The 25,035-nt window shown below is 62.4% G+C and carries 21 protein-coding genes and 1 tRNA gene; 11 read left to right on the top strand and 11 right to left on the bottom strand.

The features are described from left to right. Window positions 1-20: 20 nt before the first annotated feature. Window positions 21-935 carry a hypothetical protein gene (locus HY696_01945; GenBank protein MBI4237164.1) on the bottom strand — a complete coding sequence of 305 codons (915 nt, stop codon included), beginning with the start codon at window positions 933-935 and terminating at the stop codon, window positions 21-23. A gap of 548 nt (window positions 936-1,483) precedes the next feature. On the opposite strand from HY696_01945, the gene HY696_01940 reads away from it, so the two are divergent. Further along, the gene (locus tag HY696_01940) at window positions 1,484-2,527 is read left to right on the top strand and encodes a hypothetical protein (protein MBI4237163.1); all 1,044 of its coding nucleotides are present in this window, start codon (window positions 1,484-1,486) and stop codon (window positions 2,525-2,527) included. Next, on the top strand, window positions 2,524-3,831 hold the full coding sequence (locus tag HY696_01935) for a hypothetical protein (GenBank protein ID MBI4237162.1): 1,308 nt from the start codon (window positions 2,524-2,526) through the stop codon (window positions 3,829-3,831). Before HY696_01940 ends, HY696_01935 begins: the two co-directional genes overlap by 4 nt. Here the strand turns inward: HY696_01935 and HY696_01930 are convergent. The 5 genes from HY696_01930 to radC form a co-directional block, all read right to left on the bottom strand. Next, window positions 3,821-4,456, bottom strand: coding sequence for a glutathione S-transferase family protein (locus tag HY696_01930; protein MBI4237161.1), 636 nt, complete (start codon window positions 4,454-4,456; stop codon window positions 3,821-3,823). The two genes, HY696_01935 and HY696_01930, sit on opposite strands and share 11 nt — an antisense overlap. A 105-nt stretch (window positions 4,457-4,561) precedes the next feature. Beyond that, window positions 4,562-4,957 carry a type II toxin-antitoxin system VapC family toxin gene (locus HY696_01925; GenBank protein MBI4237160.1) on the bottom strand — a complete coding sequence of 132 codons (396 nt, stop codon included), beginning with the start codon at window positions 4,955-4,957 and terminating at the stop codon, window positions 4,562-4,564. Continuing rightward, window positions 4,954-5,214 (bottom strand): hypothetical protein, encoded by a 261-nt coding sequence (locus HY696_01920; GenBank protein MBI4237159.1) that lies wholly within the window; start codon window positions 5,212-5,214, stop codon window positions 4,954-4,956. Before HY696_01920 ends, HY696_01925 begins: the two co-directional genes overlap by 4 nt. 59 nt (window positions 5,215-5,273) lie before the next feature. Next, window positions 5,274-6,785 (bottom strand): YifB family Mg chelatase-like AAA ATPase, encoded by a 1,512-nt coding sequence (locus tag HY696_01915; GenBank protein MBI4237158.1) that lies wholly within the window; start codon window positions 6,783-6,785, stop codon window positions 5,274-5,276. Between the two features lie 178 nt (window positions 6,786-6,963). Then, the gene (gene radC / locus HY696_01910) at window positions 6,964-7,641 is read right to left on the bottom strand and encodes a DNA repair protein RadC (GenBank protein ID MBI4237157.1); all 678 of its coding nucleotides are present in this window, start codon (window positions 7,639-7,641) and stop codon (window positions 6,964-6,966) included. A 232-nt stretch (window positions 7,642-7,873) separates the two neighbouring features. Between radC and HY696_01905 the strand changes: the two genes are divergently transcribed. The 4 genes from HY696_01905 (at window position 7,874) to trxB (ending at window position 11,296) form a co-directional block, all read left to right on the top strand. Beyond that, complete coding sequence (locus HY696_01905) at window positions 7,874-8,692, top strand: hypothetical protein (protein MBI4237156.1); 819 nt, start codon at window positions 7,874-7,876, stop codon at window positions 8,690-8,692. A gap of 91 nt (window positions 8,693-8,783) precedes the next feature. Then, window positions 8,784-9,551 carry a HAMP domain-containing histidine kinase gene (locus HY696_01900; protein MBI4237155.1) on the top strand — a complete coding sequence of 256 codons (768 nt, stop codon included), beginning with the start codon at window positions 8,784-8,786 and terminating at the stop codon, window positions 9,549-9,551. A gap of 104 nt (window positions 9,552-9,655) precedes the next feature. Further along, a complete protein-coding gene (locus HY696_01895) occupies window positions 9,656-10,369 on the top strand; it encodes a hypothetical protein (GenBank protein MBI4237154.1) in 714 nt (237 codons plus the stop codon). Window positions 10,370-10,378: 9 nt separating this feature from the next. After that, window positions 10,379-11,296: a thioredoxin-disulfide reductase gene (trxB, locus tag HY696_01890; protein ID MBI4237153.1), complete on the top strand. Its 918-nt coding sequence runs from the start codon at window positions 10,379-10,381 to the stop codon at window positions 11,294-11,296. A 23-nt stretch (window positions 11,297-11,319) separates the two neighbouring features. On the opposite strand, the gene HY696_01885 is transcribed toward trxB, so the two are convergent. Both HY696_01885 and HY696_01880 read right to left on the bottom strand, forming a co-directional pair. Then, window positions 11,320-12,177, bottom strand: a complete 858-nt coding sequence (locus tag HY696_01885) for a hypothetical protein (protein MBI4237152.1) — start codon at window positions 12,175-12,177, stop codon at window positions 11,320-11,322. 47 nt (window positions 12,178-12,224) lie between these two features. Then, window positions 12,225-12,875, bottom strand: coding sequence for an RNA pseudouridine synthase (locus HY696_01880; GenBank protein MBI4237151.1), 651 nt, complete (start codon window positions 12,873-12,875; stop codon window positions 12,225-12,227). A gap of 156 nt (window positions 12,876-13,031) precedes the next feature. Between HY696_01880 and HY696_01875 the strand changes: the two genes are divergently transcribed. Continuing rightward, a complete protein-coding gene (locus HY696_01875) occupies window positions 13,032-13,673 on the top strand; it encodes a hypothetical protein (GenBank protein MBI4237150.1) in 642 nt (213 codons plus the stop codon). Window positions 13,674-13,797: 124 nt separating this feature from the next. After that, the gene (locus tag HY696_01870; protein ID MBI4237149.1) at window positions 13,798-14,850 is read left to right on the top strand and encodes a hypothetical protein; all 1,053 of its coding nucleotides are present in this window, start codon (window positions 13,798-13,800) and stop codon (window positions 14,848-14,850) included. A 392-nt stretch (window positions 14,851-15,242) separates the two neighbouring features. Here the strand turns inward: HY696_01870 and HY696_01865 are convergent, their stop codons facing one another. Continuing rightward, window positions 15,243-16,079: an endo alpha-1,4 polygalactosaminidase gene (locus HY696_01865; GenBank protein MBI4237148.1), complete on the bottom strand. Its 837-nt coding sequence runs from the start codon at window positions 16,077-16,079 to the stop codon at window positions 15,243-15,245. Between the two features lie 486 nt (window positions 16,080-16,565). Between HY696_01865 and HY696_01860 the strand changes: the two genes are divergently transcribed. Continuing rightward, window positions 16,566-16,637, top strand: a tRNA-Cys gene (locus HY696_01860). A 289-nt stretch (window positions 16,638-16,926) separates the two neighbouring features. On the opposite strand, the gene HY696_01855 is transcribed toward HY696_01860, so the two are convergent. Then, on the bottom strand, window positions 16,927-19,227 hold the full coding sequence (locus HY696_01855; protein ID MBI4237147.1) for a cyclic nucleotide-binding domain-containing protein: 2,301 nt from the start codon (window positions 19,225-19,227) through the stop codon (window positions 16,927-16,929). Window positions 19,228-19,434: 207 nt separating this feature from the next. On the opposite strand from HY696_01855, the gene HY696_01850 reads away from it, so the two are divergent. Beyond that, on the top strand, window positions 19,435-21,129 hold the full coding sequence (locus HY696_01850; protein MBI4237146.1) for a 4Fe-4S dicluster domain-containing protein: 1,695 nt from the start codon (window positions 19,435-19,437) through the stop codon (window positions 21,127-21,129). A gap of 96 nt (window positions 21,130-21,225) precedes the next feature. Continuing rightward, a complete protein-coding gene (locus HY696_01845; protein ID MBI4237145.1) occupies window positions 21,226-22,365 on the top strand; it encodes a DUF4419 domain-containing protein in 1,140 nt (379 codons plus the stop codon). A gap of 35 nt (window positions 22,366-22,400) precedes the next feature. On the opposite strand, the gene HY696_01840 is transcribed toward HY696_01845, so the two are convergent. After that, the gene (locus HY696_01840; protein ID MBI4237144.1) at window positions 22,401-24,959 is read right to left on the bottom strand and encodes a PBP1A family penicillin-binding protein; all 2,559 of its coding nucleotides are present in this window, start codon (window positions 24,957-24,959) and stop codon (window positions 22,401-22,403) included. Between the last annotated feature and the right edge of the window lie 76 nt (window positions 24,960-25,035).

Raw genomic sequence — 25,035 nt, 5'->3', positions numbered from 1 at the left:
GGCGGAGAGGGGAAACTCTGTTACTTCGTGGCGCCCAAGAATTGCTTCACGCGGACCAATGGGGCGCCGAATGCATCACCGGCGCACTCCATTGCCTCCGCGATCTGTGCCATTTCGGTTCGATATAAGAAGGATGCGTCTTGGTGAAGAAGCCCGATGCGCTCTGCTGCCGACGCGGCTATCATTGCTGCCACCAGACCACGGGCCGTCTGCCAATCGGGATTCTCGTCTGGCCATGTGTCGCGTAGATAGTGCAAGTACGGCACCAACTGTGCGTCCATCTGAGTGCAACGGGATCGGAGTGACGGCGATGGTTCCCCTTCGGCGAGCCGTACGACACGTGGGAGGATGGCGAGAAAGTGATGGGCCGCGATCTCTCGGAGACGCAGCAGATAGAGCGCGACGCTTTGCTGCATGGCCGCATCCGGATACGCTGTTTCCGACGTCAGTGTGGCGAGGCCGGGCCAATCCGCAGAGAAGACGTCGAGGTCCTTGCCGTGGCTGACAATGCCTCCCTCGAAGGGGCCGGCGTCGATGCCGAACATCGTGAAAGCCTGCGCGCTCACGTCGTTAGCAAGGCGTTCGAGCTCGGGCGGAGTGGGCTCGATGTTACTGCATTGCACGTCAAAATTTGCCGCCGCATTGGCTACCGCCGATGGCAACAGCAACTGCTCGGGGATCAGATCGTGTTGCGAAAGGTCGAATAGCAGCGCGGCGCTGAGGATATGTCGAGCCCAGTGCGGGTTGACGGCACGATACCATCCCATGTTGGATACACCAAGCCGCAGGGTTCCAACCATCTGTCCGTCAAAAAACCGTTCTCGTCTCTGCCATCTGTTGGCCAAGGCGGCAGTTACCTCGCGCGCATTCCAATCGCGTTGCCGATGCCAATGGAGTTGCTCTCTGGCTTCTTGGTGCAAGATGGCGTGCTCCATTTTCCAGAACATCGGTGTTGAATCAACTGGGAGTTGCAATGCGACCGTGAGTGCTCCATCCGCAAACTTCGCTATGAAGCTACGCCCGGCCCTGGTTTTCAGGACATTCGCGGGGGCGACCTGGAAGACGGTATCGTAAGCACTGGAGGCACACGCCATGAGCCATCCCTTTCCCTCCCGGGGGATTAAGGCAATGGTGGGGTGCAAAGAATCGGTGACCTCGTCTCCGTGTTTGCGATAGTTAGGATGGACATTCCAGGCGCTGACCCATATCTGACTCTGTTCAGGAGTTTTTGTCAGGTGCCCCAGGGTAGTGGCCCGCATCGGTGCGCCAGCGGCCAGACGCCGCGCGATCCATGCTCGGCACCAGTGGAACGCGTCGCGTGTTGGTTGAGGACGAATGCCCATGATCCGTATGTCATACTGATAATTATCCGACATGTGCAAGCGGGAATTATCAAGGGCGTGTTGCGGTGCGCGGTGCCAACACATACGACCTGTCCGGGCGCTGGGAGCAACTTTTTTTTGCGACGCGCGATAACTTGAATATGTGGATGCCACGCCTCTGGCTTCGATGCCGATCGCATGCGGCTCAACCGTCGTTGCCGCCACCGGCCGGCCGAACACCTGCCGTCCCGGTCCGCGTGAATCTCTATCGTGAGACCGACGCTCTTCGCGTCCCGGCGCATATCCGCCATAGCCTGTGTTTTCCGCCGGATCGCTATGATTATCCCGATGCGCACTCCGCATATGTCCATCGCACGTATGCCGTGCAACACTGTCGCCCGCGGCGCGCCTGGTCGCCGGCGATCCCGTTTGCGCAAAGTGCGCTGGCCAAGGTGTGGCGCACCGCCATGGGGCCGGATCAATTTTGGGACAGCGTACATGCGAGAGATGCCGGCTCCGACGCATGGGCGTTGTGGGCGAACGGACCGTTTCCCCGGCTGGCGGCATTGCTGCACTTGCTGCGTGGCGACCGATCGCCCGCAGAGACGGTCGTCATGGAATATGGTACCGGTCGTCGTCCATCCACCGTGGCGACGGCACTCGCCGCGGGGTTGCGGGTCATGAGTGTCGACATGGATCGCATGTCACTGCAGTATGTCCGCGGAACGTTGCAGGCGCTCGGCTTGTCGATGGACGCCGGCCAATTTGCGCAATACAACACGGCGCCCGACTCAGTCGCGGCCGATATCGTCATCTGGAACACGGTGCCCGACCCTATTTCGAACGCACCGCTTGTTCCGATGCGGGCCTGGGATGCATTGTCCCGCAATGTGGCACTGGGTGGTTGGTTGTTGTGTGCCTATGACGACTCGGCCGCGATTAATGGTTGCGGCCCATCCCTCGACCCGCTCTATTATTGTCCGCAGTTCGGAGAGCAATACCGCTGGCTCTTAGTGGACCGTCTTGTCGTCGACGATTTTACGGTCCCGTCCGATTGGTCGCACGGGGATTCTCAATATCTCGATCTCTGGTACCGTGTTCCTCCCGAGCGCGCCGCGCTGGTGGATCCGTTTTCGTCCTCGCTGTGGAGCGATGAACGGGAAGATGACGGCGACGACGTCGGTGATGTAGTGCTGCGCATATGACTCGTTCGACGAAATCCTCCGGTCGCTCTCCCCAACAATGGCTCGAACGGGCGCGGGCGTTGCGGGATGGTGGGCAGCTGCACGCTGCGGATCATCTGTTCGGGCGGGCCGTGAATGCGGGGCGGCGGCAGGGAAGTGCGGCGATTGCGTTGCAGGCCGGGCTGGAGCGGAACGAGCTGCTGCGTCGGATCGCGACCGACTTAGCGGGGCAGGGGGCGCATACGTTGGCAGCGCCGTGGTGGGCGCGTTCCACGCGCGCGAGTAGTCGGCTCCTTGACGAGCTTCCGCCCGCGATCCGACGTTGTCAGCAACGCGGTCTGATGGATCGGGCGTGGGAGCTGAGTTGGTGGAGCGGCGATCTGGCGGCGAATTTGGGGCAGTGGGGTGCGGCAGTGCATGCGTATGAAGGCGTCGAGCGGGGGTTGCGGACACTGTGTGGCGAACATCCGAAACTCCACGGGTTGACGCGCGATATCGCCCGACTGGGGGCGGAGCAAATGAAGGTGTTTTTTGCCCAGGCCGCGACGGAATTGTTGCGGGATGATCGCGGCGGCGCGACGACGTCGTTTCTACTAGCCGGCGATTTGGCCATAGCGATCGTGCACGCGTTTTTGCAAGAACCGCCGACCGACCAAGTGATCGTGGCGTACCGTGCCTTTGCGCGGCTCTGTCGGGCCTGGTCGGTGGCGCAGGCCGCGCGCCTCATGACGGTCGCTCAGCAGTCACTGCTCGTCGCACGACTCTTGGCGAGTGAACGACAAGTCGTCGCGGAATTGTACGATGCCACGAGCCAAACGCTGCTGCGGGATGTGATCAACGGCGAATTGGCCGGCTATGCCCAAGTGGCGCGTCTGGTGGCCAGACGGGAGGCGCCGGGCGTGATCGAGTGGGCCGAGGGCGAGGCGCTCGTGGCGCGCGGGCTGCAATCGATCGCGCAAGCCGCTCCTCATGTGCGCGGTCTGGATGCGCCGACCTATTACCAGGCCGCCGATACGCGCTTTGCGGCGATCCTCGCGCGGCTCGCGGAAACGCCGCTGACACCGCTGTGGCGCGCCCGCACCGAGGCCCGTTTCACGGCGATGCGCGCGTGCTTGTATGCCGCGTGGAACCTGCCCATCGAGGCGGCCCAAGCCGCCACCCGCGCGCTGCATGCCGCGCGCGCGACTCATTCACCGGCATTCATCGTGCAACTACAGGATGAACTGGCCACGTTGTTGCCTGCGGTGCCGCGCGAAGAGGTCGCTGTCCTCGCGCCGGTCATTACTCTGTCGGGAAAACGCGCTCCGCGCACTCCTACCGCTTGATTCCGAATTGCGGTATCGCTTTCCGCCAACTCGGCCGTTCGGCCAGTCCGGCGTACCAGCGTTGGATCTCCGGATATTGTGCCAACGGGATCTTCGCGGCATCCGCATAATGGAGCGGGGCGCCGATCGCGAAGTCGGCGAGGGTCACGGAGTTGCCGACCAACCAGGTCTTGCCTTTCAGTTGCTGATTCAACACCGGTGCAAAGCGATGAAAGCGCTCGTCGGCTTGGGCCAGCGCGGCGGTGTCGGGTGCGCCGTGGTCGGCCATCATCGCTTTGACCATGTTTTCCCACAAATACGTCCCGCACGGCGGCATCCAGTGTGCGAGCTGCCAACATTGCCACCGACTGACGTCGGCTTGGTCCCGCGGCTCACTCGGCCATAAGGTTTGGCCCGGCGCCCGGCTGCAGAGATATTGCATGATCGCGTTCGACTCCCACAAGACGAAGTCGCCGTCGACCAACGTCGGCATCATCAAGTTGGGATTGAGCGCGGCGTAGTTCGGCGCTCGTTGTTGGCCGTTGAGCAAGTCGACCGTTTCAGTGGCGATCGTGAGCCCGAGCTCGTTCACGACCGCTTGGATCTTGTACGCATTCGGGGATGGTGGGAAGAGATAGAGTTTCATGGGGCCTCCTCATGGTGGTTGGTTGAACGCAGCGGGCTCATACTCGGCACGGCGGGAGGGGGCAAGTCCCATTTCACGCGAGTGTTTTGGGTCTGGGGCGCCTGGTCAACGTGGCTCGCGCACCAGCGGCAGCTGGGGGAGGTGGGTGAAGTGGCGGTCGGTGCTGAGCAAGGTGAGTGTGTGTTGGCTGACCAACGCGGCGATCCAGAGGTCGTTGGCGGGGATCGGCGTACCTTGGCGCCGCAGCTGATAATACAGCCGCGCATAGTGATGGCTGGTCTGGTCGTCCGCGTAGAGGATCCCGACGCGCTCGGTGTTCAGAAATCGCGTTAGCATTTGTTCGTTGCGGGTCGTGCGCGTTCCGCACGCAAATCCGGCCCGCAGTTCCGCCACCACGACAAAGGGGACAAGAATAGCCGTTGCCCGGCGCATCACGGCGATGGCGTGCGGGCTCCCTTTGCACACGGCGACATACGCATTGGTGTCGATCGCGAGTCTCATCGCCACATCGTGCGGTCAATGGTGCGTTGCGCGTGCAGCGCCTGCTCCACGCGCGTGTCGGTCTCCCAGCTCCCGATCAGAAAGTCGAGGTCGTCGTGTTCGGTCGCCTCATCGGATAATCCAGCGCCGCGGTGCAAGGCGCGCAGTAGCACGTCATTCAAGCTCTTCCCCAACTCCTCGGCTTGACGACGCAGTGTGCGATTCAATGCCGCCGGGATGTTGCGGATCGTATACTGCTCCGTCAGTTTTTGTTTCATGCCTACAGTATAGGCAGAATTTGCAGGCATTCCAAGCAAATCTTCGATCGTGGCGTGCTTCATAGTGGCCGATCCAACACGCGGTATTGCAGCGCCTCTGCGACGTATGGGGCAGCCAACGTGTCGTCGTCGGCCAAGTCGGCAATGGTGCGCGCGATGCGGAGCACGCGATCGTACGCGCGGGCGGATAGACCGTGGCGTTCGATCGCGGCGATCAACAATTGGCGGGCCTCGGGCGCCGGCGCACAGCAACGCCGCGTCTCCGCAGCGGAGAGCGCGCCGTTGGTGGCCGCAGGAAGAGCGTGATAGCGCGCTGCCTGTCGGGCGCGGGCCGCGAGGACCCGCGCATGCACGACGGCCGAGGATTCCGCCGGGCGGGTGTTGAGCATGTCGTCGGCCGGGAGCGGACCGATACCGATATGCAAGTCGATCCGATCGAGCAATGGGCCAGAGAGTTTCCGCCGGTAGTGTTGGATCTGCGCCAAGGTGCACTGACACGCGACCGTCGGATGGCCGAGGTATCCGCAGTGGCACGGGTTGGCGGCGGCGACGAACAAGAAGCGAGCGGGAAAATGCGCGTGGACGCCGGCGCGCGAGACGGTGATCTGTCCCGATTCGAGCGGTTGGCGCAACGCTTCCAACACGTCGCGCCGAAACTCCGCGATCTCGTCGAGGAACAAGACGCCGTGATGCGCGAGCGTGATTTCGCCCGCCTCCGGCACCGATCCGCCGCCGACCAGTCCTGCTGCGCTGGCGCCGTGGTGCGGCGCGCGAAATGGACGTGTCGTGATCAGCGGTGTGCCGTTCAGTCGTCCCATCGCGCTGTAGATGCGCGTCGTGTCGATCGCTTCATCGGGATGGAGTGGCGGCAAGAGTCCGGGGAGCCGGGCCGCGAGCATCGTCTTGCCGCTGCCTGGTGGACCGAGGAAGAGGAGATGATGATGGCCGGCGGCCGCAATTTCGAGGGCGCGGCGCGCGAGCGGTTGGCCCTGCACGTCGGCCATATCGAGCGCGGGTGGTCGGGTGGTGAAGGGCGGCGGATCGGCCACGCTGGGGGGCGTCGTATCGTGCAACTGTGTCACGAGTTCACCGAGCGTGTGCGGAGCGAAGTAGCGCAGTCCGCGGACCAGTTGCAGCTCCGGCGTGTTCGCGGCCGGCGCGACGAGGACGGCGCCATGGGCGCGCGCGAACAGCGCGAGCGAAAGCGCCCCGGGAATGGCTTGCAACTCGCCGGAGAGCAGCAATTCGCCGACGCAGAGCAACGGCGCGGTGTGCGTAGGCGAGAGCAACTGTGCCGCAGTCAGCAAACCGAGGGCGATCGGGAGGTCGAAGTAATTGCCGACTTTGCGCCGCCGCGCCGGGGCAAGGTTGATTGTCGTCTTCCGATAACGGAGCTGAAAACCGGCGTTGCGCAATGCCGACGTGACGCGATCTTTACTTTCGCGCACGACGGTTTCCGGGAGTCCGACCAAATGCCAGCCCGGCAATCCATGCGCCGCCAGATCGACCTCGACCGTGACCGGAAAGGCCTCGATCCCATGCAGTCCCGCACTGTGAATCGTCGCGAGCATCGTGTGGTATGAGAGCAAGGGGTGTGCCATGTTCTGACCGTGCGTAGGTGCGTACGTACGTAGATGCGTGCGTCACGAGGCATCCACTTGGTTCCAAGACGTACGGACCTACGCACTTACGCACGTAACGCCGTTCGATTCCCGAACGCTCGCGTTTGAATTTCGAACACCCGCCCGATCACCCGAGCAGACCGGCGTCGCGGAAGCTGAAGTAGTCGCTGTCGCCGATGATCAAATGATCGAGCAACGGAATGTCCAAGAAGCGACCCGCAGCAGCGAGGTGTTCCGTCACGTGATGGTCGTCTGCGCTCGGCGCGGCATCGCCGCTCGGATGATTGTGGAGCACAGCCAACGCGCCGGCGCGACAGGCGAGGGCGGCGGCGAAGAGTTCGCGGACCGGAACCACGGCGCTGCCGCGATCTCCGGCGCTGACCCATTGCTCGCGCAACAATCGGTGCCGCCCATCGAGCGCGACGGCGACGAAATGTTCGCGGCCGCGACTGCGCAGTTGCGGGTGATAGCGCATGAACAGCGCTTCACTCGAGTCGAGCACCGGCGGCGCGGACGGCTGCGCCGTGGCCCAACGGCGTGCCAGTTCCATCGCGGCGGCTAATATCACGGCCTTCACACGCCCCACGCCGGGCACGGTCGCGACTTCGTCAAGCTCCGCGCCCATCAGTCCATGCAGTCCGCTGCAGTGGGTAAGCAATTCTCGCGCGACATCGCACGCCGACTGCCCGCGCGTGCCGCTGCGGAGCAGAATCGCGATCAATTCGGCGTCGCTCAACGCGCGTGCCCCATGCGCCACCATTTTTTCCCGCGGTCGTTCCCCAACCGGCCATGCGCCAATGCCCATCGGCGTCTCAAGAGAGCAAGCCGTGTGCCAGCCGTCCGACGCAAGTATTTCGACGGATGTCCGATATAGACTCAAATGGCTGCCCCGTTGTTAATGTATCGCAGGGGGACAGGTACCGTCGGATGCCCATTTTTCGCGCATCCGACGGTACCTGTCCCCAGCAAATGAATTGACGAGGGCGCGAGCGTGACGTACGCAATGGAGGGTGGGGAGTGCAAAGGAGATCTCACTGATGAAGGCGAATGGATTTGCGAGGGCATGGCAGCGGGCGCCGCGGGCGCATGGGGAGAGGGCTCGTGGGCTGGTGCATCAACCGCGTCCACCACGGGTAGACGCTCGTGGTCGGGGACCGACCGTTGTCACGACGGAGAAGGGTGCGACGGATGCAATCGTTGCCCCGTCGTTGCCGGCGCTTCCGCCCGGTTTTCCTGATCTGGTGCGCATTGCCGGCCCGACCGGGGTCCGGTTTGCGTCCGGACCGTTGGCGTTGGCAGTGGGGCTGGGTTCGGGCGTAGCCTTCACAGCGCCGGAGGCCCAAGCCCTCGATGCGTTTCCGATCAGCGCGAGTATGCAAGATGTCGACTATGCTGGTCCACCCCCGCTCTCGCCCGCAGTGGCTGCGGGGTACCTGATTGGTGGAGTGGTGTTGATGGCGGTCGCGGCGGTGGCGCTGTTGGGGCTGGCGGCCAGCGCGGGCCAGGTCGTACGGGCCCGTAAAGAAGCCGAGGTCAGAGAGGCAGAGGATTTCGAGCGCCTTTGGTCGCTGGCGCAGGCCCACTTTCGCGGCTCCGAGGGGCCATATCGGGTCACTAATCGGGGACTCGTGGGCTTGATGCGGTTGCAGCAGGGGATCGACAGCGACGCGGCGGGACCTCTGTCCGCCGAACAGCTCGGCGATGGAGAAAATGCCCAGCTGCATGCGATGGCTGAACGACTCCTGCTGTCTGACCCGGATCATGAACAGCGTCTCACCGGCGCGCAAATGGAAGCCCTCGCCCGCAGCGTGTTACATTTGCCCGAGGCTCCGGACGAAGCGACCAAACCCACCTAATGCAGTCCTAATGCATTGGCGTTACAGCCGGTTAGTTATTACAGCCGGGCCGTGCTCATGTTTCTCCCCAATGTGCCGTATAAAGTAACATATGGCCGAAGGGCGCGAACAAATGCAGGCAGTGGTCAGCACCCTCTCTCATGAGCTGCGCAGTCCGATGGCCATCGTCAAGGCCGCGTTGGCCAATTTACGCGAAGAAGTGGGGGGGACACTCACCGACACGCAGGCCACGTGGGTGGCCACGGCGGAACGGCAGTGTGATCGGTTGCTCCGTCTGATTCAGAATCATTTGGAATTCAGTCGGTTGACTTCGGGCCGTGTCCGTCTGACCCGCACCCGGGTGTCGCTCTCCCCACTCCTCGAACAGGTCCGCGACGACTTTCAGCACCAAGCAAAGGCCCGCGGCCTGGAACTTACGTTGGAGCTGGAAGAGGACCTCCCCGAGATCGAGGCGGACCCGGATAGTCTCGTGCAGGTCCTCCACAACTTGATCGGCAACGCGCTTCGATTTGCCTCGGCGCAGGTGCGGATCGAGGCGTGTCGCGACATGGGAGAGGTGCGGCTCTCGGTGTGCGACGACGGTCCTGGCATCGATCCGTTGCGCGCGGCGATGCTGTTTGATCACTATACGCAGCTGGCGCGGCAGGCCGACGTGGACGGCTACAAGGGGACTGGTCTTGGGCTCGCGATTGCGCGCGAGATTGTGAATTTGCATGACGGTCGGCTCTGGGTCGAAAGTATCCCCGGGGCCGGCGCGCGTTTCCATTGTGTCTTTCCGGCCGTGGTGGAGCTGGTTGCCCCGCCACCCCCTGTGAACCCTGTGGTCCCGGCGCCATTCGCCACGGCCGAAGGTTTTTGATCCCTGTACCTTCCCACCCCTCGTCACGCGATCGGTCCACACCGATCGCGTGACGCCCTTTCTCCTTGCGCCCCTCTAGGGACTCTCAGTAAAAGACTGCGGCCATGCCGCCTCCGACCATTACGGCTGAACTCCTCGCGTTTCATCAACTGACGCCGCACGTCCGCGAATTTCGCTTTCGTCCGCTGCAGCCGACGCGCGTGCCATTCAACGCGGGACAATATATCAATATCGTCGTCGATCCCGGCGACGACTCGCGGCCCGCGATCACCCGCGCCTATTCGCTCTGCACCCCACCGCACGAGACCGGCTACCTCGGCGTGGTCGCGAATTTAGTTCCTGGCGGTGCCGGATCGTCGTTTCTGTTCAATCTCCATCCGGGGCAAGTGCTCACGTTGCGTGGCCCGCTCGGCTCGTTCACGCTCGATGAACGCGGCACGCGGGATTACCTTTTCGTCGCCACCGGGACCGGCATCGGCCCGATTCGCTCGATGCTCCGCTCGTTGTTGGCCCGCGGCACCGACCGCCAAGTCACGTTGTATTGGGGCCTGCGGCACGACGCGGACGTTTATTACCAAGACGAATGGCAGCAACTCGTCGCCGCGCATGCCAATTTTCATTTTGTCACGACGCTGTCACAACCGAGCGCGACGTGGTCGGGTGTCGTCGGCCGCGTGACGCAACTCGTGGCGCAGCGCATTACTACAGTAAAGGACCTGGACGTGTATCTCTGCGGTCGCGGTGAGATGATTCAGGACGTGCGCGCGTATTTAAAAACACTGGGCCTGTGCCCGGTCCATATGGAGAAGTTCTTTTAGCGAGGGCCTATGCATAACGTCATTATCTTAGGGAGTGGTCCGGCGGGGTGTACGGCGGCGATCTATGCCGCGCGCGCCGATCTGAAGCCGCTGGTCATTGAAGGCAGCCAGCCGGGCGGACAACTGACGATCACGACCGAGGTCGAAAACTATCCCGGATTTCCGAAAGGCGTCATGGGTCCGGAGCTGATGGACTTGTTTCGTGCACAAGCCGCGCATTTCGGGACGGAGTTCGTGCAGGCCCACATCGAGCGCGTGGAACTCGGCGCGCGTCCGTTCACGCTGCACGCGGGGCTCAAGTCGTGGCAGACGCAGACGCTGATTGTTGCGACCGGCGCGTCGGCGAAGTTGCTCGGCATCCCGTCGGAGGCGCAGTTGATGGGCCACGGCGTCTCGGCGTGTGCCACCTGCGACGGATTTTTCTTCCGTGACCAAGACGTTTTCGTGATCGGCGGCGGCGACACCGCGTTGGAAGAGGCGACGTTTCTCACCAAATTTGCGCGCACCGTGACGATCGTCCACCGCCGTGATCAGTTGCGTGCCTCGAAGGCGATGCAACACCGTGCCACGCACCATCCGAAAATCCGCTTCATTTGGGACAGCGCCGTCGACGAAATCTTCGACGTGCAGCAGCACAAAGTGACCGGACTGCGTTTGAAAAATCTGAAAACCGGCGCGTTGAGCGACCACGCTGCGGATGGCGTGTTCATCGCGATCGGGCATCAGCCGAACACGCAGCTCTTTGCGGGCAGTCTCGAGATGGACGCGGTCGGCTATTTGCAGACCAAGCCCGGCTCGACGCACACGAATATCCCCGGCGTCTTCGTTTGCGGCGACGCGCAAGACCACACGTATCGCCAAGCGATCACCGCCGCCGGGACCGGCTGTATGGCCGCGATCGATGCGGAACGATTTTTACAGGGATAGTGCGTTGGAAATCTTACGTAGGTCTATCCGAACACGCCGCGCAGTGCTGCTTCGACCAGCGCAAAGCGATGCGGATAAATTGCGCCGCGACCATTTTGGCGGCGCGCCCAGTACATCCCGGTCTGCGCCCATTGCTCTTCGAGTTGCGCAGTGGCGTAATTATCCCGCTGCAATGGGCCGGATTGCAGATCGTCGCCGTCTAATTCCATCGTCAGGCACAGCGCGCGCGGGATCAAGCGGCTGTCGCGGGCACCCCATGAAAGGGTGTGGAACAATTCATGCGTCACCGTTTCCCGGATGGCACCCCGACTCCGGCCGGTGCGAAAACACGTGACGACGCCGGCGCGATGCAGGCCGAGATAATCCGAATGCGTCGGGTCCGCGTTCGCAGTGAAGCGCAATTCGCGCAACGAGCGAAATAAATGCAACGGCTGGCGGGCATCGAAACCGCCGTAGAGCCACATGCCAGACGCGACCATTTCAGCACTAGCTGCGTCGCTGACTAATCGGAACCGCTCTGCTTGGCCGCCCAGTGTGACGTCCCATACGTGCGTGTAGCCTTGGCGCTGCAACGTATCGCCCGGATCGCGGGCGTGGCGACTCCGCGTCAATGGAATGAACGAAATCGTCGGCGTCTGCTGCGTCGCGGCCGCGCATAGGTCCGCAAAACGTGCCGCCATTTCGTCGCGTCCCACCGTGAGACCGCGATCCGTCTTCGCCACGATCTCAAACGATGCCACGCTGGCCCGTGCTCGACCGTGTTCTTCTACGTAACGATTCGTCCCGTAATGCACACCGACTCGGAGCCCACGGAGTGGGGCCAACGGATCGATCAGCGTGGCGCGGCGTCCAAGGCCGGCAGTGGAGGTCAAACTTGCCATAGTGTGGTTATCGGCAATGCGGAGAGATAGTTGCTTCGCTTGAGCCGTCAAAGAGAAAAATCATCCGGGGATGGAGCCTCTGCGGTGACCGGGGCCTCGCCCTCAGGCGGCGTAAAGGTCAGGCGATGTGCATGGAGCAAGTGCCGTGGCATCGTGAATTGTGAGTGTAACACCCGCTTGCCGTAGAGTTTATCGCCGACAATCGGGAAGCCGTGGAGGTTCAGATGCACGCGAATTTGGTGCCGCACTCCGGTGGGGATGACGATCCGGACTAATGAGAGTGCCACCGGCCGTGCCGCGTTGGGGTAATAGTGGTGGATCGTCGTGACTTCCGTGCGTGCCGCCTGCGGTTGGCCGCGGAACTGCGCGCCGGGCACGGCCGGGACCATGCGGTGTTCTTTGCGGGCATGATGCGCGATCGGTGTTTCGACAGCGAACGTCTCTGGTGTCAGCCCATGGACGATGGCGAGATAGGTCTTCGCGACCAATTGCCGTTCGAATTGCGCCCGCAGCATTTCATAGACCTCCGGCGTTTTTGCCAACAACAGGCATCCAGAAGTCTCGTTGTCTAACCGATGCACCGGCAGCCATCCTGGCATTTGATCTTCAATCGTTGCGGCATGGTGTTGTGGATGCCGCTGCACCGGCATCCCCGCCGGCTTGTCGATCACCACGCACGTCTCGGACTGGAATAGCATAGGGAGATTCATAAGCGTTGTGCGGCAGTGTAGCGTATCAGGGCCGGTCGTGCGCAACATATTCTGCAGATACCGGGTTGTTTTTTCCCGATTCCGTGATACGTGCGTATTCAGTGGTGTTCAGATCACGCAGCAGAGAAACATCAGGAGGCCGCAATGCCGCAGCGTCATCGCATCTTGTGGTTGGGGACCATGCTCTTGGCCGTATGGTGTATCGGAATGCCCCGCGCAGGGTCGGCGCGAACCGGGAGTGCGGAACCGACGATTCCGCCCATGCCCGCGCCGAAGCCGATGGCGTGTACGTACAGTGACGTCATCGCCGGTGAAGGCCTGGTCGTGAGTCTCCAACCGTGTCGCGCGGTGCAGGATTTCCACACCGGCTGTATCTATCGCCTCACTGGATTTCTCGTGACACAGGGTCTGCCGAAACGCGCGTGTTTCGATGTCACCAGCGGCGATGGTCAAACCACGATTCCTTCCGCGCTGTGCCTCAGTCCGCTGGATCAAAATATGGGGCCGGCGAAAGCACTCGGCTGTATGACCACATTGGAAGTCTTAAAATTGTCTCCGCAGACCGGTCACGCGCTGGTGACAATCCCGCGGCGCGATACGGTGCTGACCGCCATCCCAGACTCCCCAGGACTCCCTCCGGGAGACGATAGCGGTGTCCCGCCGACGCCCGATCAACCCGGCACGCCCGGTGATTCAGGCCAAGGCGGCGGCACCCCGTCCACACCGCCTCCCGATAACGGTGAAGGCACCCCCTCTACACCGCCACCGCCGGTTCCGGCGCAGTAGGGGAGGCGCCCACTTCAATGCGCGGCTCGGGCGCATGCCACTCGGTGGCAATCAGCCCATTCAATTGGTGTATCGGCTCCAAGGCGACGAGCAACTTTTTCTTTGACTCGCCGAGAACCACGACATGTCCCGCGCGCTCGACATCGCTATCCATCCGGCCATGCAGCGTCGTCGCACGGCGCCAGCCCGCCTCTCCACGTTGCTACGCGCCACCTCAACGCCGACTTTCACGACACCACCTGCACCACTGCGCCTGCCGGAGCGGTACATCACACCAACAGCTTCGCGGCATCTCGCTGCGATCACCGCCCACCGGACTCGTCGTGCGACCGTGCTCGCGGTCGCCTTTGCGCCACCACCAGCCGCTTCACCAGAAGCGCGCATCGTCGCGGCACTGAAAGTCGGGGCCCGATATTTTCTCGAACAGCTCGGCGTTCGCACCGCACGATGGGAGGCCTGTGACCGCATTCTCACCCCCGCATCTGACGAGATCGAGATGTTCCAAGCATTAATCGAACGCGGATCGGAGGTGTCGCTTGAGGAAATCGGAGGTGTCACGATCTTGGTGTGGGGCGCGGCGATTGTCTGTCGCCGTGCCTGTAATGAATTCTTGATGACTGCCGGTCACGAAATGGCCCATTTGCTTTCCGGCGTCCTCTATTCCTACGCGTGCGGTCAGGATGATTGCATCGTGTCCGAACGCGTTGTCCAATCCGGCATTCGTCATGGGCATCTTTTCCGCGGATTGCATGAAGGATTGACGGAGCTGATCGGGCGTGAGTTCGTGCTCCACGTCCTCACTCATCAACCGGAACTGATTGGCTTCCAAGCGCCGCCAGCCATGGATGGCACCGAGTCCGACTTTCTGCTGGTCAACGGTTGCGGGTATATTCCGCAAGCCCGCGTGGTTGAACGGATCGCCCACGATGCTGCCGTCCGATTCGACTGCGAACCAATCAGAATGCTCCACTTCTTGTTCCGCGCCGCGCTCCAATGCGATTGGTCCGTTTACCCACTGATCCACGCCCTCTATGGCACACGCCTCACCCGTACCATTGCCGAGATGACCGGCCTTCCCGCCAGCGGCTGGCACTGCTTGGACATGATCACACCCACTCGCAGCGGCCGTGGTCCCCATATGGTCCCCACCAAAACCGACGAACGCGCAACGCCTTGATGCGGCAACAATAAATCTTCCACACGCGGTGCCCGGGGCCGGACTCGAACCGGCATGGACCTTGCGGTCCTTGGGATTTTACAACGATCCAAGAGTTTCCTCTTGGGTTGGACTATCTCTTCCCGCCGGTGGCGGGCTGGGCGCTTGTGGGGGAGTATTGTTGGGACTCACCCCCTAGTCTCTACACCTTCTGCGAAACCAAAGCCCTTCGCAGCTCGGCTCGGGATTACCATACGGCGGCACGCCGCTCTAGGCTTCCCCGAATTCACCCAGTTTATTACCTCCGCGTTGCCGCGGAGGAGACCCATCCCATTTGAGTCCCATGCGTCTACCTATTTCGCCACCCGGGCGACATATCTGCTCCGAGCCAGTACTGAAAGCGTTGCTGAGCGTCAAGGACACTCCTCCCTCACCACGTGCGTGAAGGTGTCTAGTGCCGGTGTGCTGAGGTGGGGGAGCCAGCCGAGGGCGCGCTCGGTGGCGCAGGTGGAGGCTGCGTCGCGGGGGAGATAGTCGAGGGCGAAGACGGTGAAGCCGTCAGGTTGTTGTGCCTCGGCATTCAGGCGCGCGGCCCACTGATCGCGATGCTCTTCCTGCATGAATTCTTCGTAGAGCAGACCGTTGATCAAGCCGCGCAGTCGATCGCGCATCGCGGGGGTGATTTCTTGCAGTCCGTTGGGGTTCGCGGCGGCGTCGTAGGGGTCGAAATAGAAGAGACCGCGGTTGATGACCAGCAGCCGATTGGGGCCGAGCTGCGTGCGGAGTTCGGCGATCAGGTCGAGCATCGCGCCGAGCCCCGCGGAGTAGCGTCCACCCCAGGCGGCGGGGCGAACGGTGCCGATGGTGTCGAGGAAGAGGCCGTCACAGTGCAGCGTGTTCAGCAGATAGTCGGTGCCATACCAATGTTGGTCGCCGCTGTTCCGATAGCTGCGCAGCGCGGCGCGCCACGCGGGATCGGACGCGTTGGTGTAATACGATCCCCAATCGGGATTTTGGTCGGGGCGGCCGTTTTGGTCGGCGTCGTAATACCAACTGGCGTAGCCGTCCGCCGGACCGGAACGCCCGTCGCTGGCAGCGGCCGTGTGGAGCGTGTCGTCTTCGCCGACGGTGAGATAGCAAAGGACGGTGATGCCGGCGGCTTGCAGTGTGGCGACATGCGTCGGTGTGAGATTGGTGTCGGGGTGGACGATCAGCAAGTCATAGCGACGCCGACTCGTTTTGCCGGTCACGTCTTGGAGTAGCGCATGGTCCCATTCGCCGTAATAGACGCCGTAAAGGCTGGCGGCTGTGAGCCCGGGGATGGGGCCGGCCGCTGGCGTGGTCGTCAGAGCCGTTGACGCGTTCGTCGCAGCAGGCCCGGACGGAGTCGACGCGCATCCGCAGAGTGCGAAAAACAGCGCGAGAGCGCAGACCCGTGCGATGTCAAAGGATCGTCGCCTGAGCCGGCGGCGCGTGGGTGGGGGCCCACACCGTGGGACGCAGGAGGGAAGGGGCAACCCTTCCCTCCTGCAAGAGCGGGTCCCCCCTATCCCAGCGTCCCACGGTGTGGGCCCCCACCCACGCGCGTTCATACGTCTGTTCCGCATATTGGCACGTCCGACGATTCCTTTTTCTTGACGTTGCTCTGGAATTTCGCGAGTAGATCGCAGAGCGTGACGTAAGAGTCAAGCGAGGGCCATCGCCAGAGGCGGGTTCGGCTTCGGCGGAGGCTGAATGGCGCGGTAGCAAAGTGGTAATGCATCGGTCTGCAAAACCGATACACGGCGGTTCGATTCCGCCCCGCGCCTCACGTCAACGAGCGGTTCGACGACGGGCGACCGGCACCGCCCGCCGTAGGCGGGTGGTGGGCGCCCTAGTCCCCGCAGCGCGGCAGCGCGGAGGGGATTCCGCCCCGCGCCTCACTACTATAGACGGTCCGACAACATCATTTGCGTGGGGACAGGTACCTTCAAACCATTGTCGATACGGTATTTGAAGGTACCTGTCCCCATTTGGATGTTTTTCGCAAACTTCTGGATATGTGAATTCTTGAATCGATAATGCCCCAGCGCGGAACGCGGCTTGCCTGGCAACGACTTACGTCCCGGTGCGGGTGGCGTTGGCGGATTCGCGCTTGTGGGCGAGTGCTTGGAGGCGCAGTTCCAGTGCGGGGTGGGCGTAGAGGAGGTCGCGCATGGCGGGGCCGGGGACTTGCAACAATGTTGCGCCGCGACGGCCGGCGCGGACCGTTTTTGTGCGCGGGCCCCGGCTGAGCAACGCCATTTCGCCGACGACAGCGCCGGGGCGGAGTGGGATCGCTGGGGCGGGTGCGTCGGTGTCGCCGTTCGACACGACTTCCAATCCTCCGCGGAGCAACAGATAGACGGTGTCGTCGGTTTCGCCGCGACGAATGACGGTGTCGCCGCTTGCCACGCGAGTTAGCGTGCCGTTCAATAATAATTCGTCGAACACGGCTTGATCGAGGCCTGCTAACAACGGAGCGCGGCGCAGGCCTGGGATGGCGTGTTGTCGGTGCGTGCGGAGTCGGCGGATCCGATCGACTAAACCGATGGCCGCCAATTCCCGCGCGAGTGTTCGTGTGACGGTCCAGCGCAAGACTTCGACGGGGCCCCGTGCGGTGACTGTGGCGTTGCGGGTTTCACCCAATAATGCGCCCTCCCCGATGAGGCCGCCATGCAGCGTGGCGAGTCGGACCGAGCCGCGGCGTCCCCGGCGCGTGACGTCGACCGTGCCGTGCACTAACAGATACAACGTGCTGCCGTGCGCGCCTTGCCGGGTTAACTGTTGTCCTGCCGCGACATGGAGCCGTGTGGCTCTGCGGTGCACATGATCGAGTTGGTCGGCCGGAAGATCGGCAAAGAGCGGAATTGTGCTGAGTTGCGCCGGCGGCGACTCGGATGCCGATTCATCCGACAAGGCCACGGCGCCGACAAAGCCGTCGCCCCACGGGGTCAGTCCTGCGGCCGCCAGTTTGGCCCGCGAGGCATGGTACGCCACCACGCGTCCGCCGACTGCGGCGGCAGCGGCGGAGGCCTCTTGCAGTTGCGGGGTTTGAGTATGGAGCGGTGGCGTGCCGCACTCGTGCGCGGAGACGCCGCCGGCCAATGCGGCAGCGATTGGCGCGTGGACGATATCGGCGGCGCGGGCCGGTCCTGCAATCACGCCTTGCGTGACGAGCTGGAACACGGCGGCGTCGTTGAAGGTGTCGCCGGAAAAGCTGAAACGCGGGGCGCCGTCGCGTCCGACGACGCTGTAGCCGAACGCGATATTGGAATGAAATCCATGTCGCAAGACCAGCTGCAATCCGTTGATCGTGATCGGCGTGAGTAACGGCACGGGCTGGAAGTCCCACCACCCCGCGATTCCCTCGCGCGGATAGCGGCCGGCCGTCAGGGCTGCCAGTTTATCGAGCCACATGCGATGGATACTGGCGGTGGTCCATAAGGTCTTACGGCCGCCCGCCAACAGCGCGGGTAGGGTGCCGCTGTCGTGATCGCCATGGACATGGGTCAACAGGACGCCGCGCACGCGCCAGTCGGCAATGCCATGCTGGCGCAAGAATGCGCGCGTGTCCGCCGGGGGATCGACGAGCACGACGTGTCCGCGATTCCAGAGCATATGTCCCGACGTCTCTCCGGTCGGATCGAAGCCGTCGCTCGAATGGATCGGGACGATCATCGCGCGGCCGTCCAACGCGTCGCGCAGCGCGGCCAAGCTGGCGGCATTATCGGAGACGGGCACATGGGGCAGTTTTTCGGCAGCGTCACGATAGAGTACCGCGTCGAGGTCGCCCAGATAGTGTCCGGCGTCGAACAGTCGGAAGCGGCCGTTGTCCAACGCGAACAGTTGGACGCCTTCAAAAAATAATCCATCCGCTGGGATCGAGTGCAGCACGCGCATCTGGTCGATCGGGATCTTGGCCCAATGGCGCAGTTCCGCGGGCATGTCGGGAAATCCCACGGTCGCGGCGCCGCCTGGATATTCGCGGGCCAATTCCAAACGGGAAAAAGTCGGCCACTGCGGTCCGAGGTAGGATGTGCGCAAGACGGTGTCGAGTGGTGAGCGCAGTGCCGGTGGGATAGCGAAATGGGTTGGAGCCTTGCAGTCGGAGGCGATGAAAAACCCATGATACATGGGGAACTCGGGCTCTGCCGTGCGTCCGCTGCGGTCATCGAACATCAGTGTGGCATCGAGGGCGTAGAGCTGCGGTCGCCACGGCGCCGGTGCCAACATCGAGTCTTTCACCGTGCCGGGCGGGATGCCGAATTGGATGGTGTGTTGGCTGCGCGGGGCATGCACGAGCACGCCGCCCCGTGGCAAGTGCTTGAGGAAACGTCCTGGGATCGGATGCGGCGCGGGGAATAGTCCAGCAGCCATACGATCTCCTTTGGTTCGCAATGCTCCCTGCTCGGTCCCATTGCGTTCATCCCTACCGCGCGCCATGTCTCCGCTGCTGCTTCGGCGCGCTTGCTCCGGTGTGAAATGTACTAGTGCAGTGAACTAGCCCTCGTGTCGCCGGCCTGTCAACCGCCTTCTCACCCAAATCATTGACGCTCAGTTCGGGGCCATGTTAGCCGCTGCGCTATGCCATCCATCCCAGCCCATTATCCACCGCCGGTCCAACCGGGGGAGTTCATCGCGACCGAACCGTTGCCGCCCGACCAGCGCATCGACGTCGGCGTGTTGTTTGTCGGCGCGGGTCCAGCGAGTCTGGCCGGCGCGATTCGGCTGATGCAATTGCTGGAGACTTCGCCCCAGCTGAAGGCGCGGCTCGGCGAGTGTCCGGTGGCGATCCTTGAAAAGGGGAAATACGTCGGCGCGCATCTGCTCTCCGGCGCGGTCTTGAATCCGAGTGCATTCCGGCATCTGTTCCCCAAACTTGCGGACACCGATTTCCCGTTTTGCAATCCCGTGCCCGGCGAGCGCGTCTCATTTCTCACCAGCAAGCGTGCGTTCCCAATCCCGGTGCCGCCGACGATGCGCAATCATGGCAACTTCGTCGCGTCGCTGTCGCAAGTGGGAAAGTGGTTGGCCGCGCGCGCCGAAGAATGCGGCGTGACGATCCTGACGGAAACGGTGGGGATGAAAGTCTTGGTCCACGACGGGCGCGTGGCCGGAGTGCGGACCGGCGACAAGGGCCGTAATCAGCGCGGCGAACCGTTGCCGAATTTCGAGCCGGGTGTGGATGTGGTCGGGCAATACACCGTGTTCGGTGAAGGGACGCAAGGCCACTTGACGCAGTCGGCGTTAGAACATTTTAAAATCTCGCGCGCGCAGCCGCAGATTTATGCGTTGGGGGTGAAAGAAGTGTGGGAAGTTCCGCAGCCGCTCGACGCCGTAGTGCACACGATGGGGTGGCCACTGCGCTTGGGTAAAGCGCATCGCGAGTTCGGCGGGAGTTTCGCCTATCCAATGGGACCGAACCGGATCTCGCTCGGTCTCGTGGTCGGACTCGATTACGCCGATGCCTCGCTGTCGGTGCACGATTTGTTGCAGGAACTGAAAACGCATCCGTTATTCCGCACCATGCTGGCCGGCGGCCATCGGATCGAGCAAGGCTGGGGCGCGAAGACGATTCCCGAAGGGGGCCTGGCCGCGTTGCCGGAACAGCTGCATGTGCCCGGGGCATGCGTGGTCGGTGACTCGGCCGGTTTCGTCAACGTGCCTGCGTTGAAGGGCATTCATTACGCAATGTGGAGCGGCATTTACGCAGCCGAAGCGATCTTCGCGGCATTGCAAGCGCCGTCCGACGCCAATGCCCGCGATCCGCTGTCGGCCTATGATCACGCAGTGCGCACCAGTTTCATTTGGAAGGAGCTGGCTGCAGTGCGCAATATGCGGCAAGTCTTTCACCACGGTTTCGTGGCCGGTTCGATGCTCGCCGGCCTCGCCGCACTCACCAACGGGCGCTTTCCCGGCGGCCAATGTCCGTCGTTGCCCGACAGCGCGCATCCCGTATCTGCCGGGACGCGGACCTATCCGAAGCCGGACAATCAACTCACGTTCGACAAACTCGACAGCGTCCACGCGGCGGGCAATCGGAGCCGCGACAATCAACCGAATCACGTCCGTCTTGCCACCAAAGTTCCGGAGGTCATCGGCGAGGCCTGGATCCATATGTGTCCAGCACTGGTCTACGAATGGGGCCCCGGCGCAGTCGGCGCGCGCGAGTTGGTCATCAATCCCACCAATTGTATCCACTGCGGCGCGGTCACCGCGAAAGGCGGCCGCCTGACGCCACCCGAAGGAGGGAGTGGGCCGGAGTATGAATGGATGTAGTGGTCCGCGTAGTGCACAGCTAAAAGTCGCTTGACTCAATATTGTTATCCGACCTATTGGTGGGGAGTTTTCTATCATCTAATAAGGAGGATCACCATGTCGGCCAATCTGCATCCCGTCCCCGTCACCCGCGTACGGGGCAATCGCGTCGAGCCGCGTCTACAACGACTGCGTACAGTGGAGGCAGCCCGGCAGGCGCGTGGCTTGCTGAGCGATTCCCGCTTGAAAGCGGATTTCGAAGCCTCTGCGGGGCTGACCGGACCCGTCGTGCCGAGCAAACATGTCAACCTATTGGTCGCCGCCGCGGACACCGCATTTAACGAACATCTGCCGTTGCGACTGAGTCCGGATGCAGTCTGGACCACGTTGCTGCAGGGATTAGGGCATCATGTGCGACAGGATGCGGAGGCATTGCGGTCCTGTTTTGTTGCCCATCCCGGGAAAAAGTCGGTTGATGTGCGTCGCGACGAGTTTAGGCGTGGAGCGCCTGATAACGACTGGCCGGGGATGGTTACGGAATTGGCGGGCAAGACGCGGGAGCACGTACTTGACGGCGCGCGCGCGGCGCTGACGGCGCGTTTTTCCACGACCGATGACTTGGCCGCAGTGGTCGCGGACTTGGCCGTGTGCAGCGCGGTGCAAGAATTTTTCAATTTTTCCCTATGGACGATGTGCGGCATTCCGGAATTCTTAATCGAGGGGACAGCGGCGGATTGGACCCAATTGCGCGATCGCGTCGCCAAATGGGCCGATTGGGATCTGGAATGGTGGACGCGAGGGGCCTGTGAGGTGCTTGGCCAGTGCGTCGCTGCGGTGGAAGGGCGGCCGGATGAGTCGTTCTGGCAAAGTTTTTATCATCATGATGGGGCCAGCGGGGGAGCGCATCTGACCGGGGAGATGGCCAAGCTGTTTCCGTATGTACATGGGGAGGGGATGGCCGTGGTTCGCAATCGCGGGCTGCGGGTCGCGCCGGGCAGTTATCCCAGTAGCGTGTCCCAAGTCCCGTTTACCTGGCATTATCTCGAACAGGCATTCCCGTATCAGTTAGTGGGCGGGATGATGGGCGTCGAGCAATTGGAAGATTATTCAGTACGGCCTCGCTTGGGCTGGGTAGTTGGCCCGGCCGCGGCGGCAGGGGAGTCGGTCGGGAACGAGGGTGAGGCCATGATGCGCTTTCTGGGATACGCCGATAGAGAGGATTTTGAGGCCCGTGTCGCTGAGGGATCATCCGATTGACGTACGTACCTACGCACGTACGGAGGCCTCACGCCCTAATAATCCCCCATATCCTGCATGAAATACTCCGACGCGGGATTGGTCATGCGGCGGCCGGCGATGTCTTCTTCGTAGCCTTCCAACGTCTCCGATTCTTCGCGGACGCCGCCGTGCCAATAGACTGCGGAGCCGCCGGAGAGTTGCGCGATGCGCGTGGTGGGGAATCCCGGCGGCGGCTCGAATTCGAACGGCGGATCGTCTTTCACCGCGCTTTGCAGATATTGCAACACCACCGGCGCGGCGGTGCGGCCGCCTTGTTCGCCGTGGCCCAAGTGGCGGCGCACGTCGAAGCCGATCCAGACGCCGGCCGCGAGTTTCGGCGTGAAGCCGATGAACCAGGTGTCGCTCTCGTCGTTCGTGGTGCCGGTCTTGCCGGCCAACGGTTTGCCGAGCGCTAACATGCGGCGCGCCGTGCCTTCCTTCACGACTTTTTGCATCAGGCCGACGATCAAATGCGCTGTCTGTGGCGTAACGACATAGCCTTCCGGAATGCGGTCGCCGTACAGGACTTGGATTTCCTGCGGATCGAGATCGAGTTTGTCTTTTTCGATCGTCTGTTGCGCCGCTTGCCAGAGGTCTTGGTTCAAGTCGCTGGATGGGGTGAGGCGTCCGTTGTCCACGACGACCGTGGCCGGCGGTTCGTCGGAGAGGATCGGCGCCGTGAAGACTTCCTTGCCAGTCACGTCGGTGATCTTGGTGATGAAGATCTCCGGCGTCTTGCGGCCATAGTTGCCGAAGTTCACATACGCGTTGACCATTTCATGCAGATAGACGTCGTTCGCACCGAGCGCCATTGAGAGGTATTTTTGGAAGGGATTGGTCAGCCCCATCTTGCGGCAGAAACCGGTGAGGTAATGCAGCCCGATGGAGTGTGCGATCCGCACGGTCGGGACGTTGCGCGAGAAGGCGATATGGCTGGCGAAGTGACCCATCCCGGAAAATTTGCCGCCGTAATTCTTCGGCGCCCAGACCTCATGGCCGACTCGATAGGCGACCGGCGCGTCCGCGACCGGGGTGTCGTAGGTGAAGCCTTTATCGAGCGCGGCGGCGTAGACGAATGGTTTGAACGACGAGCCGGGTTGGCGCAGCGCTTGGGTGGAGCGGTCGAATTCGCTGAGCCGATAATCGTAGCCGCCGATCATGGCGCGCACGTAGCCGGTTTTCACTTCCATCGAGAAGAGCGCGCCTTGCACTTCGGGTGTCTGGACGAGTTCATACGCGCCGTCGCTCCCGAGGGTGCGGACTTCAATCACGTCACCGGTCTGGATCCGGCCGCCCGCGCGGGTCGCGTGTTCCGGGGCGATGGTGCCGGCGTTATGGCCGACGTGAATCGAGATCGTGCGTCCGCTGACTGCGGTGACGACCGCGCGATAATTGCGCAACGGTTGTAACGGGGTCGGACCGGTTTCCCGCAATGCGTCTTCGGCGGCCTCGGGGATATGAAATTTGCGCTCGCCCGCCTCGGCCGTGGCGATCTGGTGCACTTCTTCATTGATCGACTTCGCGGTGACCGGATCGATGCCGCGTTGCAATGCGCCGCGCCAACCGCGCCGTTGGTCGAGCGCCTCGAGTCCGGCGCGCACGGCCTGTTCCGCAGCGAGGTACTTTTCGATATCGACCGTGCTCTCGATCCGCAGTCCGCCTTCATAGAGGACTTTGTCGCCGTATTGCTCGGCGATTTGGCGGCGCACGTGTTCAGTGAAATACGGGGTGTAGCGGATGTTGAAGTCTTTATCGATCCCGGCCTCGTAGAACGTGAGCGGTGCGATCGTGGATTGATCGTGCTCGCTGCGACTGATGTAGCCGCGTTCCAACATTTGGTTCAGCACGTACAGTTGCCGCTCTTTGGCGCGGCCCGGATTGTTATTCGGCGCGTCGTCGGTCGGGGCCTTGGAGAGGCCGGCGATCATCGCGGCCTCGGCCAATGTGAGTTGGTCCATCGATTTGTGAAAATAATTCTCGGATGCGGAACGGACGCCGTAGGAGCGATTCCCGAGATAGATCTGGTTTAAATAGAGCGTCAAAATTTGTTCTTTGTTCAGATTGCGCTCCAAGCGGGTGGCCAAGATGATCTCGCGGACTTTGCGGCCCAGCTTCTTTTCTTTGGTCAGCAGGATGGAGCGGGTGATTTGTTGCGTGATCGTGCTCCCGCCCTGGACGAATTCGCCGGCCTTGATGTCTTCCCATAACGCGCGGCCGATCCCGACGATGTCGACGCCGCGATGTTCGAAAAAGCGTGCGTCTTCGGCCGCGAGAAACGCGCGGATCAGGACTTTGGGGATTTGGTCGAGCGTGGCGATCAGCCGGCGTTCGGTCCAGAATTCGCCGATCTTGGTGCCGTCACTGGCGAAGACCTCGCTGACGACCGGCGGACGATAGTCGGACATGGTCTGGATGTTCGGCAGGTCGTGCGCGAAGTAGAAGTAGCCGACCATCGCGGCGAATCCGCCGAGCATTAATGACCAGGCCGTGGTGCCGACGAAGAACTTAATGGTTCGCAACGTAAAGCGAATCACGCCATGGCGTTGCAGAAACGTCGCTTGAGGTTCTGTCATGGGGAATGACGGGTAGCATAGACTGGTTTCGCAAGTCCAAGGCATTTTCTAGTTGGCAGGCTGCTTTAGATGGTAG

The sequence above is a fragment of the Deltaproteobacteria bacterium genome, from assembly GCA_016210045.1.
GTDB lineage: Bacteria > UBA10199 > UBA10199.
Note: the sequence above shows the minus strand (reverse complement) of the source record. Positions and strands in the feature narration are given on the sequence as shown.